14 protein-coding genes and 1 tRNA gene are annotated in these 15,790 nt (G+C 64.4%); 2 read left to right on the plus strand and 13 right to left on the minus strand.

All coding sequences use genetic code 11. From position 1 onward, the window contains the following. Positions 1-503: 503 nt before the first annotated feature. From PALO_RS06235 to pdxS, 5 genes are read right to left on the minus strand one after another with little or no spacing between them, the layout of a single operon-like run. On the minus strand, positions 504-1,874 hold the full coding sequence (locus PALO_RS06235) for an APC family permease (protein ID WP_015582854.1): 1,371 nt from the start codon (positions 1,872-1,874) through the stop codon (positions 504-506). Continuing rightward, positions 1,871-2,575, minus strand: a complete 705-nt coding sequence (gene bioD / locus PALO_RS06240; RefSeq protein WP_015582855.1) for a dethiobiotin synthase — start codon at positions 2,573-2,575, stop codon at positions 1,871-1,873. The genes PALO_RS06235 and bioD overlap by 4 nt, the downstream gene beginning before the upstream one ends. Then, positions 2,572-3,909, minus strand: a complete 1,338-nt coding sequence (gene bioA / locus PALO_RS06245) for an adenosylmethionine--8-amino-7-oxononanoate transaminase (protein WP_015582856.1) — start codon at positions 3,907-3,909, stop codon at positions 2,572-2,574. The genes bioD and bioA overlap by 4 nt, the downstream gene beginning before the upstream one ends. Before the next feature lie 35 nt (positions 3,910-3,944). Further along, positions 3,945-4,637: a pyridoxal 5'-phosphate synthase glutaminase subunit PdxT gene (gene pdxT / locus PALO_RS06250; protein ID WP_015582857.1), complete on the minus strand. Its 693-nt coding sequence runs from the start codon at positions 4,635-4,637 to the stop codon at positions 3,945-3,947. Then, positions 4,588-5,484, minus strand: a complete 897-nt coding sequence (pdxS, locus tag PALO_RS06255; protein ID WP_015582858.1) for a pyridoxal 5'-phosphate synthase lyase subunit PdxS — start codon at positions 5,482-5,484, stop codon at positions 4,588-4,590. Before pdxS ends, pdxT begins: the two co-directional genes overlap by 50 nt. 83 nt (positions 5,485-5,567) lie before the next feature. Here pdxS and pdxR point away from each other — a divergent pair, with 83 nt between their 5' ends. Continuing rightward, positions 5,568-6,974, plus strand: coding sequence for a MocR-like pyridoxine biosynthesis transcription factor PdxR (pdxR, locus tag PALO_RS06260; protein WP_177166358.1), 1,407 nt, complete (start codon positions 5,568-5,570; stop codon positions 6,972-6,974). Between the two features lie 52 nt (positions 6,975-7,026). Here the strand turns inward: pdxR and cysK are convergent, their stop codons facing one another. From cysK to otsB, 4 genes are all read right to left on the minus strand, one after another. Then, entirely contained in the window at positions 7,027-7,962 is a 936-nt protein-coding gene (gene cysK / locus PALO_RS06265) for a cysteine synthase A (protein ID WP_004811631.1), read from the minus strand. Positions 7,963-8,036: 74 nt separating this feature from the next. Further along, the gene (locus tag PALO_RS06270) at positions 8,037-8,264 is read right to left on the minus strand and encodes a sulfurtransferase TusA family protein (protein ID WP_004811632.1); all 228 of its coding nucleotides are present in this window, start codon (positions 8,262-8,264) and stop codon (positions 8,037-8,039) included. Continuing rightward, the gene (locus PALO_RS06275) at positions 8,261-9,331 is read right to left on the minus strand and encodes a YeeE/YedE family protein (RefSeq protein ID WP_015582860.1); all 1,071 of its coding nucleotides are present in this window, start codon (positions 9,329-9,331) and stop codon (positions 8,261-8,263) included. The genes PALO_RS06270 and PALO_RS06275 overlap by 4 nt, the downstream gene beginning before the upstream one ends. A 439-nt stretch (positions 9,332-9,770) precedes the next feature. Further along, the gene (otsB, locus tag PALO_RS06280) at positions 9,771-10,664 is read right to left on the minus strand and encodes a trehalose-phosphatase (protein WP_015582861.1); all 894 of its coding nucleotides are present in this window, start codon (positions 10,662-10,664) and stop codon (positions 9,771-9,773) included. Positions 10,665-10,788: 124 nt separating this feature from the next. Between otsB and PALO_RS06285 the strand changes: the two genes are divergently transcribed. Then, a complete protein-coding gene (locus PALO_RS06285) occupies positions 10,789-12,192 on the plus strand; it encodes an alpha,alpha-trehalose-phosphate synthase (UDP-forming) (protein WP_015582862.1) in 1,404 nt (467 codons plus the stop codon). Between the two features lie 131 nt (positions 12,193-12,323). Here PALO_RS06285 and PALO_RS06290 read toward each other — a convergent pair. From PALO_RS06290 to dnaG, 4 genes are all read right to left on the minus strand, one after another. After that, positions 12,324-12,396, minus strand: a tRNA-Asn gene (locus PALO_RS06290). Between the two features lie 96 nt (positions 12,397-12,492). After that, positions 12,493-13,008 (minus strand): hypothetical protein, encoded by a 516-nt coding sequence (locus PALO_RS06295; RefSeq protein WP_187290311.1) that lies wholly within the window; start codon positions 13,006-13,008, stop codon positions 12,493-12,495. Positions 13,009-13,012: 4 nt separating this feature from the next. Beyond that, positions 13,013-13,825, minus strand: coding sequence for a sigma-70 family RNA polymerase sigma factor (locus tag PALO_RS06300; RefSeq protein ID WP_004811638.1), 813 nt, complete (start codon positions 13,823-13,825; stop codon positions 13,013-13,015). Between the two features lie 86 nt (positions 13,826-13,911). Beyond that, positions 13,912-15,774: a DNA primase gene (dnaG, locus tag PALO_RS06305; protein WP_187290312.1), complete on the minus strand. Its 1,863-nt coding sequence runs from the start codon at positions 15,772-15,774 to the stop codon at positions 13,912-13,914. Between the last annotated feature and the right edge of the window lie 16 nt (positions 15,775-15,790).

Genomic DNA, 15,790 nt, shown 5'->3' on the forward strand with positions numbered 1-15,790 from the left:
TCGAGGCCGGACGCGCCCTGCGCGCCACCAAGCCCCTTTTCCTGGCCTTCGTTCTGTGTCTGGGAATCATCCGTTCTGTGTCTGGGAATCATCGTCGAGGCCGTCGTCGGCAACGGGCTGGGGAACCTTATCGACCATCTCGTCCCCTCCGGCCAGACCTTGCTCAGCCTGCTGGCCGTCGCCGCCATCGCTGCTCTGTTGTCGAACCTCATCAACAACCTGCCCGCAGTGATGGTTCTTCTGCCCTTCGTCTCCCCCCCCCCCCCCCCCCCCCCCCCGCCGGGTGGGTCGCAGTGCTGGCCATGCTCATCGGGGTCAACATCGGCCCCAACCTCAGCTACGCCGGATCTCTGGCCACCCTCTTGTGGCGTCGCATCATCGGCGACCATGACCGACCTGCCCACATCGGCAGATTCACCCGGCTGGGCCTGCTCACCGTTCCCGCGAGCATTCTCGTCTCGGTGTGCGCGGTGTGGGCGATGAGCCGCCTCTTCGGGGTGGAATTACGCCTGATGTGAAGTCAATTTCCCAGCCTGACGTGATCTGTGTACCCGAGTGATGATCGCACCGATGACACCAGCCGCGAGCCAGCTGAGGCCCACGATCCGCGTCATCTCCTCGGTCTTCGCCAGGGCGATGAGCAAGGTTAGGGCACCCAGGATCGGGACGACGAGGTGACGCACCCACTTGCGTGAGCCCTCCTTGAACACACACTGGACTATGACGTCGGCGTGCAGGAAGACGTAGCTCGACAGCGCACCGAAGGTCACCAGGGTCGTCATCGTCTCGACGTGGGAGGCGAAGGTGACAGCCAGGATGGCGGTGACGGTGGCGACGACAACGGTGGCCACCCACGGCACACCCTTGGAACTGGTGAGCGAGAGCACCGAGGGCATCACCTTGTCACGGGCCATGGCGAAGACCAGCCGGGCTGTCGAGGAATGGGCGACGACCAGGCAGGCGAAGATGGCGACGAAGGCATTGACGACGGTGAAGATCGAGGTGAACCAGCCTGGGCACACCTGATCGACGGTGTGGTAGAAGGCCCGGTCGGTCGCCCCGCCGGGAGCGAAGTGCATGGTGTCAGAGACCAGACCGGCGGCCAACACCTGTACCCCGAAGAGGACGGCGAGCAGGCCGACGAGGAGGAGGGTGACGATGCCGACGGCTCGGCCTCCCCCACGAGCCTCCTCGTTCAAGGTGGCTACGGCGTCGAAACCGAGGTAGCTCAGCGCGGCTATGGACACCGCCGAGGCCACCGACGCCCACGACGTCCCCGGACGCCACAGGGCATGCCAACTCCACGCCACCTCGCCACTGGCCAACCCTTGCCCGACGCACACCAGGAAGACGGCGATCGTCGCCACCTGGATGGCCAGCAGGACGAGGCCGACTCGGGTGGTGACCGTCACCCCTTGCAGGTTGAGGGCCATGGAGGCCAGCACGAAGACCACGGCGAAAATCCCCGTCGGGACGCTGGGCCAGATGTGGGCCAGGGCGACGGCGGAGAGCACCGTCAACAAGGCAGGCATGAGGATGTAGTCGAGCAGGATGAGCCATCCGGCGATGAACCCGGGGACGCGTCCCAGGGAGAACCGGGTGTACCCGTACACCGATCCGGCAACTGGGAAGCGCAGGGCCATCTCGCGATAGCTGATGGCCGAGAGCCCCATGACGGCCGCAGCCACCAGGTACACCAACACCGGTACCCCGCCGGAGCGGTTGACTACCGGGCCGAAGACGGCGACCGGGGCCATCGGGACGAAGAAGAGCAGTCCGTAGACCAACAGCGAACCGAGGGGAAGCTGACGGTTCAGACTGGGCTGGTAGCCCAGGTCCTCCAACTGGGAGTCGGGGGCGAGGGTTACGCTCACTGAGTTTCTCCCAGTGTCAGGGCCGTCCGCTGAACGGCGGCGGGGTCCCTTCCGATGCCGGCCGGAATTACTCCAGCCAATGGGGCTCCGGCAGCATCCTCGATCTCCTCGAGGTTGCACCTCTCGGCCAGGTCGGGCTCGGCCGGCCAGGACCCGATAATGATGGCGTCGACCTGGTGGCCGCGATCGCGGATCGCATTGCAGGTCAGTCCGGTGTGGTTGAGGCTGCCCAGCACCGAGCGGGTAGCGACGACCACGTGGGGCTCGTGTCCACGGTGTGTCAGGGAATCCATGAGATCGAGGACACCGGCTCCGGCGTTGTCCAGACCGACGAGAACGCCCCCGGCACCCTCGACAAGAGTGACGTCGTAGCCGTCGGAGTCGACAAGGACTCGCGCCGCGATCTCCTCGATGGAAGGAATCGTCATCCCAGCGCGGGCAGCCGACGTCGTCGGGGCCAGTGGCTCAGGACAGCGCACGTACTCGAGCAGATTCTCGGAATCAATACCTGCCAGACGGCCTGCGTCATGGACGTCGCCGGGTTCCTCGGGGGCCAAACCGGTTTGGTAGGGCTTGATGATGAGGACCTCCTTGCCGGCCTGCTTCAGGGCCGAGGCGATGACGGCCGTCGCTACAGTCTTGCCGGCATCGGTGTCAGTTCCGGTGACGATGACGATTCCGTCCAGATCGGTGATCTTCATGACTCCTCCAATGACGTGTGTGTCAGCTGATCGGTGACGACTGCCCGCATTCCGGCAGCCATCACCACCAGGTCGTCCTCGGTGCAGATGTAGGGCGGCATGGCGTAGACGAGATCACGGAACGGGCGCAACCACACCCGGTTCTCTACGGCGGTACGGGTGGCTCGTCTCATGACGATCGGGCTGTCAACCTGAACAGCTGCGATGGCTCCGAAGACGCGCACGTCGATGACACCGTCGAGGTCCCGCAGCGGGGTCAGCTCGCGGGACATGACCTCGTTGATCCGGGCGACGTCTTCCTGCCATCCGCCCTGGGCGACGATGCCCAGGCTGGCCGCGGTGACAGCGCTGGCCAGTGGGTTGCCCATGAAGGTTGGCCCGTGCATGAGGGACCCGCCCGGGCCTCGACTGACCTCGGTGGCGAGCTCGTCGGAGCACAGCACGGCCGACTGGGTCATGTACCCGCCAGTCATGGACTTCCCGACGACCATGATGTCGGGGACGATGTCGGCCCACTCACAGGCGAAGAGCTTTCCGGTACGACCGAATCCGGTGGCGACCTCGTCAGCGATGAGAACGAGGTCCAGGTCGTCAGCGCGCTGGCGAAGGTGCTTCAGACATGCCGGAGACCACGGCCACATGCCGCCCGCCCCCTGCAGAATCGGCTCGACGATGATGCCGGCCAGCTCGTCGCGGTGCGCGTCGATGATCTCATTGGCCTGGTCACACCAGGTCTCGACGGCATCGTCATCGGCATCGAAGGAGGGCGGGCGAGGCAGGAAGAGCTGCTGGGGAATCGAGTCGGAGAACATGGCGTGCATGCCGCCGACCGGGTCGCACACGCTCATGGCACCGAGGGTGTCACCGTGGTAGGCACCGCGCAGGGCGGCGATACGAGTACGGGTGAGGGTGCCGCCACGCGCAGCAGTGCGCGCAATTTGCACCTGACGAGCCAATTTGAGGCTCACCTCGACACCCACCGAGCCGGAGTCGGCCAGGAAGACCCGATCCAACGGTTCCGGGGCGAGGTCGACGAGGGCCTTGACGGCGTCGACGGCTGCCTGGTGGGTGAGCCCACCGAACATCACATGGCTGAACTGGGAACTCTGACGGCTCACGGCCTCGTCGAGGACAGGGTTGCGGTAACCATGGATCTGGCACCACCACGAGGCCATGCCATCAATGACCTCGTAGCGGTGTTCCCCGTCATGGAGCTGCAACCGGGCCCCGTCGGCGGCCGTGACGGCAAGCATCGGATCGGCCCCGACCGTCGGAGCGTAGGGGTGCCAGACATGACGTCTGTCGTATTCGAGAAGATGCTGTTCAGGACTCACAGCGAGGAATGCTAGCCGTCACTCTTGAACAGTGTTCAGGAGGGGGCGGAATTGGCCGCTCCGACGGCCTGGAGACCCCTCTCGGACAGCTCATCGAGCCACCGTCGGTGCACCCGATCATCCGCCGTCTCCTCGGGATGGAAAGACAGGGCGAGGATGTTCCCCTGTCTGACACCGACGATGGCCCCACCCGCCTCGCCGGCATCGTCGGGCAGCGTCGAGATGACCTCGACCCCCGGCCCGGTACGGGTGACGATCGGAGCGCGAATGAAGGTGGCGGGGATCCCCTCACCCACCCCATCGATGTCCAGATGTCCCTCGAAGGAGTCGAGCTGGGATCCGAACGCATTACGACGCACGGTGACGTCGAGCCGTCCGAGGGTCTGCTGGCCCGTGGCGGCGTCCTCCACCTCTGTCGCCAGCACGACGAGGCCGGCACAGGTTGCCAGCACCGGCAGGCCTCCGGTGATGGCTTCTCGCAGCGGGTCGGCGAGACCGAAAGATCTCATCAGCTTGTCGATGACCGTCGACTCCCCACCGGGCAGGACGATCCCGTCGAGGGATTCGAGATCAGCCTCCCGACGGACTCGACGGGTCGTCGCGCCGAGGGATTCGAGAACCTCGATGTGCTCAGCGAATCCGCCTTGCAGGGCGACGACCCCAATGAGTGGAGCCACCTCACCAACCCCGCTCGGCCAGACGGTGCGGCGCCGGGACGTCGGCGACATTGATGCCCACCATGGCCTCGCCCAGTCCGCGGGAGACCTCGGCGATGGTGTCGGGATCGTCGTAGGCGGTGGTGGCCTTGACGATGGCAGCGGCGCGGGCAGCAGGATTGCCGGACTTGAAGATGCCAGACCCGACGAAGACGCCCTGGGCACCCATCTGCATGACGAGGGCGGCGTCAGCCGGAGTCGCCACACCACCGGCAACGAAGAGCACCACCGGGAGCTCACCCGTACGAGCCACCTCGACGACGAGATCGTACGGGGCCTGCAGTTCCTTGGCGGCGACATAGAGCTCATCAGGAGACATGCTGCTCAGACGTGCCATCTCGGCTCGAATGGTGCGCAGGTGGCGGACGGCCTCCGAGACGTCACCAGTGCCGGCCTCACCTTTGGAGCGGATCATGGCGGCGCCCTCGGTGATGCGACGCAGGGCCTCACCCAGGTTGGTGGCGCCGCAGACGAAGGGGACGTCAAAGGCCCACTTGTCGATGTGATTGGCGTAGTCAGCCGGGCTGAGCACCTCGGACTCGTCAATGAAGTCCACCTTGAGGGATTCCAACACCTGAGCCTCGACGAAGTGGCCGATACGAGCCTTGGCCATGACAGGGATGGAGACGGCGTCGATAATTCCCCCGATGAGGTCGGGATCACTCATCCGGGCCACTCCCCCCTGGGCGCGGATGTCGGCAGGGACACGTTCCAGGGCCATGACGGCGCAGGCTCCGGCATCCTCGGCGATCCTCGCCTGCTCGGGGGTGACGACGTCCATGATGACGCCGCCCTTGAGCATGTCGGCCAGTCCACGCTTGACCCGCGTGGTCCCAGTGGTAGTTGCATTCTCAGTCATGTACCTCATCGAATCGACGATTGTGGTTCATGACAAGATCCATATATGACCACTTCCGTTGGACCACTTCTCGGATGGACGAGATGAGACCGGATCTCGTCGTCGACGTGCCGCTGGACCTTCCTCAGGACTCCCAGCCGCTCCCGGTGCGGATCTGCGAGGGGGTGCGCGGTCTCATCATGGACGGGGTGCTGGCCCCGGGGGACCATCTGCCAAGTACCAGGGCCTTGTCCGCCCAACTCGGGGTGTCCCGCGGCACGGTCGTCGCCTCCTACGAACAGCTGGAGGCTGAGGGGTACCTCGTCGCGGCGAGCGGGTCGGGCACCCAGGTCAACCCTGACCTGCGAGGTCTCCATCGGCGCTCCGCAACGCCGACCCCTCCCCCGTCCCCTCACCATCGCCACGGAATCGATCTGGCGCCGGGAGCACCCGACACGGCCGGATTGGCGAACTCAGCGTGGCGGTCGGCCTGGCATCGCGCCTGCGTCCAACCGCGCCGGATCACCGATCCGTTGGGGTCTCCTCGGCTGCGGCATGAAGTCGCCGAGCACCTACGTCAGATGCGAAGCCTGCTCGCCGATCCGCGCCAGGTCGTCGTCACCGGTGGTGCCCGCGCCGGACTGGCCGAGCTCATTCAGGTGCTCTGTGACAGGTCCAGACACCTGATGGTCGGGGTCGAGAGCCCCGGGTACCCCAGCCTGAGGAAAGTGCCGACGGCACTTGGCCATCGCATCGTCGGGCTGCCAACTGATGACCACGGACTTGACCCCGAGGGCCTTCCCACCGGAAGCGACGCGACGAATCTGGATGCGGTGCTCATCACCCCGAGCCATCAGTACCCCTGGGGAGGATCGTTGTCGGCGAGTCGTCGGGCTGCCGTCATCGAGTGGGCCGAGAGGGCGGGTTGCTGGATTATCGAGGATGACTTCGACTCCGAGCTGCGTCACGTCGGTGCTCCCCTTCCGGCATTGGCATCCTTGGACGAGGAACACACCATCTTGCTGGGTACCTTCTCGTCGGTACTGACCCCCGCCTTGGGGTGTGGTTATCTGGTGATCCCGCCCGACTTGATGCACCCCTTCGCCGAACAGCGTCAGGCCACCGGGCAACCTGTTCCCGCCATCGTCCAGGAGGCCGTCGCCGACTACCTGTCGACCGGGGCGTTACGGCGTCGCACCCAGCGGATGCGCCAGGTGTACCGACGTCGCCGCCACACCGTCATCGACATTCTCGGGTCGGTACCCGGTACGACCTTGCAGCCGATCGACGGTGGGTTGCATGCCGTGTTGCTCTTCAACGGGTCCGAGGAGGACGTCGTCAGACAGTGTCGTCATGAAGGGGTCGGCGTCACTCCCCTGTCGACCTACTGGGGATCGGCTGACGCCGACGCGGCTGGGATCGTGCTGGGTTTCGGAAGCCACGACGACGACACCTTGGCAACGGCCTTGACGACGATCGCTCGGGTGGTCGCCGACCACACCGGTTCGTGACGCAAATCGGCCGACACCCCGGTGGGGTACCGGCCGATCCGCGAATGAGCCGTCAGTCGACGAGGCCCTCGAAGAGAGCGGTCGACAGGTAGCGCTCACCGGTGTCGGCGATGACGACGACGATCGTCTTGCCGGCGAACTCCGGACGGGCCGCGACCTGGCCAGCGGCCTGCAGTGCGCCACCACCGGAGATGCCGGTGATGATGCCCTCCTCGGCGGCGGCACGGCGGGCGAAAGCAATGGCGTCGTCACCAGGGACGAGCAGAATCTCGTCGACGACGGACTTGTCGAGGTTCTCCGGCACGAAGCCCGGGCCCCAGCCCTGGATCTTGTGCGGGGCCTTCTCTCCCTTGGTGATGACCGGGGACTCGGCGGGCTCGGCACCGAAGGTCTTCACCTCAGGGTTCTTCTCCTTGAGGTACTTGCCGGCACCGGAGATGGTGCCGCCGGTGCCGATGCCGGCGACGATGGCGTCAACCTTGCTCTCGGTGTCGTTCCAGATCTCCTCGCCGGTGGCATCATGATGAACCTCCGGGTTGGCCGGGTTGTCGAACTGGCTGGCCAGAATGGCGCCAGGGGTCTCCTTGACGATTTCGGCGGCCTTGGCGTTGGCACCCGGAACTCCATCAGCACCGGGGGTGAGCACGAGCTCGGCACCCAGCAGACGAATGATGGCGCGACGCTCCTTGGACATGGTCTCGGGCATGGTGATGATGACCTTGTAGCCGCGAGCCGCACCGACGAGGGCCAGGCCGACGCCGGTGTTGCCAGAGGTGGCCTCGACGATGGTGCCGCCGGGCTTGAGCTGTCCGGATGCCTCGGCCGCGTCAATGATCGACTTGGCGATGCGGTCCTTGACGCTGGAGGCCGGGTTGTAGAACTCCAGCTTGGCCAGCACGGTGGCCTGGGAATCCGGGAAGAGTTTGTTGATCTTGACCAGCGGAGTGTGGCCGATGAGCTCGGTGACGTCGTTGGCGATCGTCGTCATGGTGTCAGTCCTTTCGGTTGAGATTCGAGTCAATGGGTGTTCGGAAAATCTCTGTGTGCGTAGGTTGATGTGGGTCATGCCTTTTCGACGGTTATCGTCCAGCCGGCATCACCCACCTTCCGGAAGTCGGTGACCGGATAACCGGCCGTGGCGGCCCATTCCGGGATGGATTCGGTGGCCTGAGTGCAGTCGAAGTTGATGGTCAGACGATCTCCGACTGGCAGCCCGGCGATGGCCTTCTGGGCTTCGACCAGCGGGAACGGGCACACCTGCCCACCGGTCTCGAGAACATGTGTGGTCATGACACTCCTTCGGTGACGGTGGCGGTTGGCAGCGTCCCCAGTCCAGGGTTGCGCCGGGCGAAGCCGAGCACGAAGACCTTCGTGCCGAGGCCCACGCCGAGGAACATGAAGAGGAAGGCGATCCAGCCCTGGAAGCTGAACTGAGCAGTTTCGACCATCGCGTTGCCGATGGTGCAGCCTCCAGCCCAGCTGGCCCCGATTCCCATTCCGGGCCCTCCTCCGATCGACTTGACGACCTGGGTTGAGTCGGGGACGCGGACTCGGAACTCACCGGATGCCTTGGCAGCGATGAAGGACCCGACGAGGATGCCGAGCACGAGCAGCACTCCCCAGTCGACGTAGGAAGCATCACCTGTCACGGCCCACTCCAGCAGGTTGCCGGTTGGGGTGGTGATGCCCAGCCCGGCATGACGACCGGTCGCCTCGCTGAGCGGGTAGGTAATGATCGCGATCACCGAGATGAGGGCCGCAGTGAGGAACGGATGCCACTTGGCCTCGAAGAGCCAGTGCGCGACACCTGCCATCTCCGGCGGAAGGGTGGCGACCTTTCGGGCCGGCTTGCGCAGTTGACGCCACACCAGGCCACCGACGACGAGGACCAACACGACGGTGGGAATCCAAGGAGAGACTCCCAGAGCAGGAATCGTCGTCACAGGCGCCTTGACGGATCGCACTGATTCGTTGAGTCCCGACAAGGCGCCATACTTCATGGCCGCCGCGCCGATCGCGTAGAAGACCAGCGCGATCCACGAACCGACCAGACCCTCACCACTGCGGAACCAGGTTCCGGTGGCGCATCCGCCAGCAAGCACGATCGAGACGCCGAAGAGCAGTCCTCCGACGATCACGCCGAGCCACGGCAGCGGCTGCCAGGACAGGTGGACGACGCCGAGCTGGGTCAACGTCGTGACGCCGATGGCCTGAATGGCGATCACGAGCAGGAAAGCCGTGATCCACGTGGCGCTCCTGGCAAGCCACACTTGACGAAAGGCGTTGGTCACGCAGAAGCGACCACGTTGCAGAACGAAGCCGAAAGCAATTCCGACGAGTAAGCCGGTAAAGATCATGACAAATTCCGTTCAGAATGATCCGACAACGCCGTTGTGAGTTTTTCGAAACACACAGGTAGAAGCGGATTCAGGGATGGACGTGATGTGCATTTCATGTGCGCTGAAATCGGCATGGGGTCGACATGACCTCTCATGTCCGGCGCATGTGCGATCAACCCCGGATCAGCAACAACACCGGCACATTGAACACATCATCATGGTTGAGCTCATGACCGATCGACCGGCACGATGACCCCAGACACGGTGTGTGTTCACCTTCTCGTCCTTCCATTCATGACCCATGACCGATGATTCCGCCATGACGTTCATCGACCTTCCCGGGACTGCCCCGACGCCGCGCCGCAACGTTCATCAATGGTGTCTGAAATCATGCAAGCACAGTTGCCTTGGCGTTTCAAGAAAAAGGTTAGTTTGTCTTATATTTTGATCTCGGGTATCACTTTGTGAAACAAACCCGGTCTGCCAGGGCTGCCAGGAAGGCAGAGACCCCCTCAGTCTGATCACAGATGATGTCGGCGTGATCGGTCATCGACGGCTGCTCGTCGGAATAGCTCACCACGCGGGCACCGGGGTGACCCTCCCGAATCCACTCCGCGATGACCTCGAGGGCCGGGACGTCACCCAGATCGTCACCGCACATGATGACGACCCGCGGCTTCACCTCGTCGATGAGCTCGCGCAGAGCCTGGGCCTTGGTGGTGACGGCGGATTTCAGTTCGATGATGTTGCGGCCGTCCTCGCAGTGGAGATCGAGCTCCTCGGCGATCTCACGGACTCGCGGCGCAGCACTGGCCAGGGCATGAGCCGGATCGGCTGCGCGACGGGTGTGGAGGGCGACAGCGCGACCCTTGTCCTCGATCCGGCAGCCGACGTCACGAGGATCCTGCTGCCCCAGTTCCTCGGCAAGTCCCTCGAGACGTCCCTTGGCGATTCGCACCGACTCGGGCACCTCGGGGTCACGCAGCGCCCCGGTGGCGGCGTCGTAGCGCTCAACCCCGTACTGCCCCAGGACCACCAGGTGCTCCAGGCCAGGGACTTCGTCGACGGCCGTCATGTGTCGTACTGCGGCTACCTCACGTCCGGTGATGATGGCCATGATGGCGAGCTTCTCGTCCATCCGAGACATTGCCGCCCTGGACTCCTCGGCCATGGCGGAGTCAGCGGGATCGTCAACGATGGGGGCCAAGGTGCCGTCGAAGTCCAAGGCGAGAAGCACCGAACCCGGGTCAGTGGCGACGGCGTCGAGGACCCCCCTTCCGGCGTCGGTGAGAGGGGTCCACGACTTCTTGGCAGGGGCGGGGCGATCAGTCATGGGCCCATGGTCACACATACCGGTCCCACGGTGGGACCTCAGCCCGCGAATAGGGAGGATCAGCTCGAACACGAACTACGGGTTGGTAGCGTGAAGGAGGGCCTGCTGCGTGGCAGGACCTCCATGAGAGGTGTGATGAGACATGTCGGAGACCGTCCAGGACAAGGTTGACTTCCTTGTCATCGCAAATCGCCTGCCCGTGGACCGGAAGATCGACGATGAAGGAAACATCAGCTGGCAGTCCTCCCCGGGTGGTCTGGTGACGGCACTCGAGCCGGTCATGCAGCGCAAGGGTGGTGCATGGATCGGGTGGCATGGTGCCCCTGACGAGGTTGTCGAGCCCTTCCACCATGATGGCTACGACATCCACCCTGTGCCGCTCAGCGCCCAGGAGGTCGAGGAGTACTACGAGGGATTCTCCAACGCCACCTTGTGGCCGCTGTACCACGACTGCGTGGTCGAGCCGGTCTTCCACCGCGAGTGGTGGGACGCCTTCCAGAAAGTCAACAAGCGGTTCGCCGAGCAGGCCGCCGAGCAAGCCGCCGAGGGCGCCACGGTGTGGGTGCAGGATTACCAGCTCAACCTCGTTCCCACATACCTTCGTGAGATGCGCCCCGATCTTCGTATCGGGTTCTTCCTCCACATCCCGTTCCCGCCGATCGAGCTCTACAGTCGTCTGCCGTGGCGTGAGGAACTCGTCGAAGGACTGTTGGGAGCCGACCTCGTCGGATTCCAGACTCCTGGTGCCGCCGCCAACTTCCTGCGCCTTGCCAAGCGTCGTCCGGGGGTCACGGCCTCCCGCGGTCGGGCGCACACCCGTGACGGACGTGACGTCGTCGTCCGTGACTTCCCGATCTCGATCGACTCGCGCGGATTCCACGAACTTGCCACCTCGGAGAAGGTCCAGGCCGAGACCGCCAAGTTGCGCGAGGACCTGGGCAACCCGGAGACGATCATCTTCGGTGTCGATCGTCTTGACTACACCAAGGGTCTGCGCCAGCGCATCCGCGCCGTCGGAGAGCTGTTCAAGGAGGGCGAACTCGATCCTCACGAGGTCGTCTTCCTGCAGCTGGCCACCCCGTCACGCGAACGCGTCGAGGAGTACAAGATCCTGCGCGACGACATCAACCAGCTCGTCGGCCAGATCAACTCCAAGGTGGGCACTATCGCCAATCGTGCGCTGGTCTACCGCAACGAGTCGGTGCCCCGTGAGGTCCTCGCCGCCATGTACCAGGTGGCTGATCTCATGCTCGTCACCCCGGTGCGTGATGGCATGAACCTCGTTGCCAAGGAGTACATCGCATGCCGGTCCAACGACGACTCGGCCCTGGTGCTCTCCGAGTTCGCCGGTGCTGCCCGTGAGCTCAAACAGGCCTACATGGTCAATCCGTACGACATTGACGGCATGAAGGCCACGATCATGAAGGCCCTCACCGACTCGCCGAAGGTGAAGGCCCGCAAGATGCGCTCGATGCGTCGTCAGGTTTTCGACAAGACGATCGACGTCTGGGCCGATGACTTCCTCACGGAGCTGGAAGGTCGCTGAGCGACAGACGGACACATTGACGTTGACGGCGACCGGTCGGTGATCACCGACCGGTCGCCGTCAACGTCAATGCTCGATGCTGTCTGGGCATGAAAATCCCAGATCCGAAATCGGATCTGGGATGATCTGCGCTCCCCCGACTGGACTCGAACCAGTAACCCTCTGATTAACAGTCAGATGCTCTGCCAATTGAGCTACAGGGGATCAGCGCCCCGGGCGCGAAATGAAACACTAGCAGCGCCCTTCGGCAGATGACAAATCGTTGACATTTGTCGAGTTCTGGGCAGCGGCGCGACTTCGTCAGTTCCACTCCTTCTTGAGAGCGTCAGTGGCCTCCAACACCTTCTGACGGGTCTCGGGGTCATCGAGGTCGGCGGACTCCCGAGCCATCGCGGTCCAGGTGATGGCTCCCTCCGGGGCGGCCAGGTGGCCGGCCGGAACACGCCCGGCGATGAGGACGTCTCCGCCACGCACCGGGACAGTGCGGGTCGCGGCGATGGACTCGGTGACCCGCGCCCGGAACATCTCAGGGATCTTGCCGGGTTTCTCCAACACCGCCGAGGCACCGGATCCGTCCAGGAAGTCCCAGGTCAGCGTCGCGGTGTCGCCATTCCAGCCACCATGGACGATCTCGTGCCAGGCCACCGCGGAGTCCGTCTCGTCGGTCAGGATGACGAGCCCCTCCGTCACCGCGATGACGGTCGCCCTCTCTCCTCTCCCGCAGGCGAGCACCTTGACGTCGTCGAACCCGAGTACGGCTCGCACCCGGGTCATCTCCTCGGAACTGGGCCCATTCGTCCACCACATGGCATCCATCCTGTCACGCCGCCCCAGCCTGCTGCAGATGGCGTCGCAGCCGGTCCAGTGCCCTCTGCTCGATCCGCCGGACGCTGGAGGCGGACATCCCCATCTCCTCGCCCACCGCCTCGAAGCTCATGGGTTCTCCCTCGAATCCATGACGCAATACCACGACTTGCCGTTCCTGCCCCGCCAGCACGGCAAGCAGGTGGAGTTCCGGACGGACTGGTCGTCTTTGTGGGGCCGCCACGTGTTCGAGGACGTTGCTGTCGACCTCCCAGCACTCGGCGCGCCGCTGCTCGACCCACATGACGTCCTTGCCCATGCACTCGGCAATCGCCTCGCTGGTCGGCACCTGCCGGCACCGCGTCGTCAGCTCCTCCTCGACTCGGGCGACCTCGGCTGACTCCCGCATCGCGGCCCGGGACCTGGCGCCACGCAGGCGGACGACCTCCTCGCCGACACGACGACGGATCCAGGTCCAGGCGACCGTTGAGAATCGAGCCCCTCGACGCTCGTCGTACCTCTCGACCGCCTCTCCCAGCCCCACGCAGCCGGCCTGGATGAGATCCTCGACGCTGCATCGATTGGTCGCAGCAGCCTGACGGGCCTGGGTGAGCACCATCGCGAGCATCTGTCGCCAGAGCTTCTGCCTGGCTGCTGCTCCGTCGTCGGAAATCGCGTTCAATTCGGAAACGGTGACCGGTGTCGTGGCCAGGAACCGTCCGGACAAGATGGCATCAGCAATCACCCCGGCATCGAGTCTGCGAAAGAGCTCGCGCTCATCGGCAGGGTCCAGGGCGACGACATCGTCGATGAAATCCGTGTATCTCATGGTCTGACGATGACTCGCCCAGAACCACGGTGGAACCCTTCCGCGGTGATCTGTGGACGGCGAATTAGCTGTCCACAGATGTCACATCAGGCTGAGGTCGCTCCACCAGCGAGGATGAGACTCTTGCGCAGCGCCTCGAGGGTCACCAGGTCGGAGAACATCGCGTCGTAGAGCTTGCGATCCTGGTTCGGGTTAGTGCGTTGCAGACGAGACTTGAGGTTGACGATGTCGTCAGTGATGGACAGCAATCGCACCCGCGCGGCGTACGCAGCGGCGTAGCTCTGGTCCGGCTCCTCGCGCAAGATGGGCTCGACGAGGAGGGCCACCTCCAGCTGTTTCACCTGCGGGTCGCTCGTCGCCTTACCGACTTCCTCGGCCCAGTTCTCCTGACCACGAGGCACTGACAGGATGGCTTCGAAAACCGCCTGGTAGGCGGGGTGACGCAGGTCCTCGACCTCGACCTGGTCCCAGTCCTCGTCGAAGAGATCGGGGTATTGCAGGACAAGTTTGAGGAATCCGCGCTCCACGGACAGCGAGATGTCGGCCGGGTCGGGCCACGGAATACCAGCGGGTTGCTGGGGCTGGGGCGGAGGCACCACCGTCACGGCATGATGCTGCTTTCCGGCACGGAACACCTCACGACGCACCAGATCGATGTCGGCACCCACCACCTGGGAGAGCTCGCGCAGATAACCATCGACCAAGGACTGGTCACGAATACTCGTCACGAGCGGGGCTGCAGCCCTGACCGCGGCGACGCGTCCATCCGCTCGGTCGAGGTCGAACTGACTGACCGTGTTCTCCATGACGTAGCGGTACAGCGGAATCCGTCGAGCCACCAATTCCCGAACCGCCTCCGGACCGCGCTGCATGAGAAGGTCACACGGGTCAAGGCCGGTGGGCTCGATGGCCACATAGGTCTGGGCGGAGAACTGCTTGTCACCGCGGAACACCTTGAGGGCGGCCTTCTGGCCGGCGGCGTCACCGTCAAAGGTGAAGATGACCTCGCCATTGAGGGAACCGCTGTTGCCCATGAGCCGCTGGATGAGTCGGGCATGGTCCTCACCGAACGCGGTTCCACAGGCCGCGACAGCTGTGTCGATGCCGGACAGGTGTGCCGCCATGACGTCCGTGTATCCCTCGACGATGACAGCCTGACTCTTCTTGCCGATGTTGGCCCGAGCCATGTCCAGGCCATAGAGGACGTGCGACTTCTTGTAGACCGGGGTCTCGGGGGTGTTGACGTACTTGGCCGGCAGGCGATCGTCGTCATAAACCCGTCGGGCCCCGAAACCCAGCACGGATTTTCCGGAATCCTTGATCGGCCACAACACACGTCCCTGGAAGAAGTCCCAGCCCTGGGATCGCACCAGGCCGGACTCGATGAGGGCCTTGGGTGTGAACCCCTTGGCCAACAGGTGGTCGCGCAGCACGTGGCCGCCGCGCGGCGCATATCCCATCCCGAACTGCACCGCAGCATCCTGGGAGAATCCGCGCCCGGCGACGAAATCTCGGGCTATCTGACCTTCCTTAGTCGACATCTGGGCCTGGAAGAACTCCGCGGCTGCCTCGTTGGCGGCCAGGATCTGCATGCGTAGACCTGGTTCCAGCCCGGGGCGACCGTCGTCGACGATGCGCAGCTGTACGCCAACCTTGTCGGCGAGACACTGGACGGCCTCGACGAAGGTGAGGTTGTCGATCTTCTGGACGAAGGAGATGGTGTCGCCACCTTCCCCACAGCCGAAGCAGTAGAACAGCCCACGGGAAGGGGTCACCTGGAAACTGGGCGTCTTCTCGTCGTGGAAGGGGCACAGTCCTTTCAGGGAACCGCCGCCGGCATTGCGCAGGGCCACATATTCGCCGACGACCTCGTCGATCCGAGCGCGTTCCCGGACCAGCGCGATGTCCTCCTCGTTGATCCGGCCAGCCATGCCCACGATCCTACCCATCTGCGCAGGACATGCT

It is taken from the genome of Cutibacterium avidum 44067 (genome assembly GCF_000367205.1).
In the GTDB taxonomy this organism is placed as follows: Bacteria; Actinomycetota; Actinomycetes; order Propionibacteriales; family Propionibacteriaceae; genus Cutibacterium; species Cutibacterium avidum.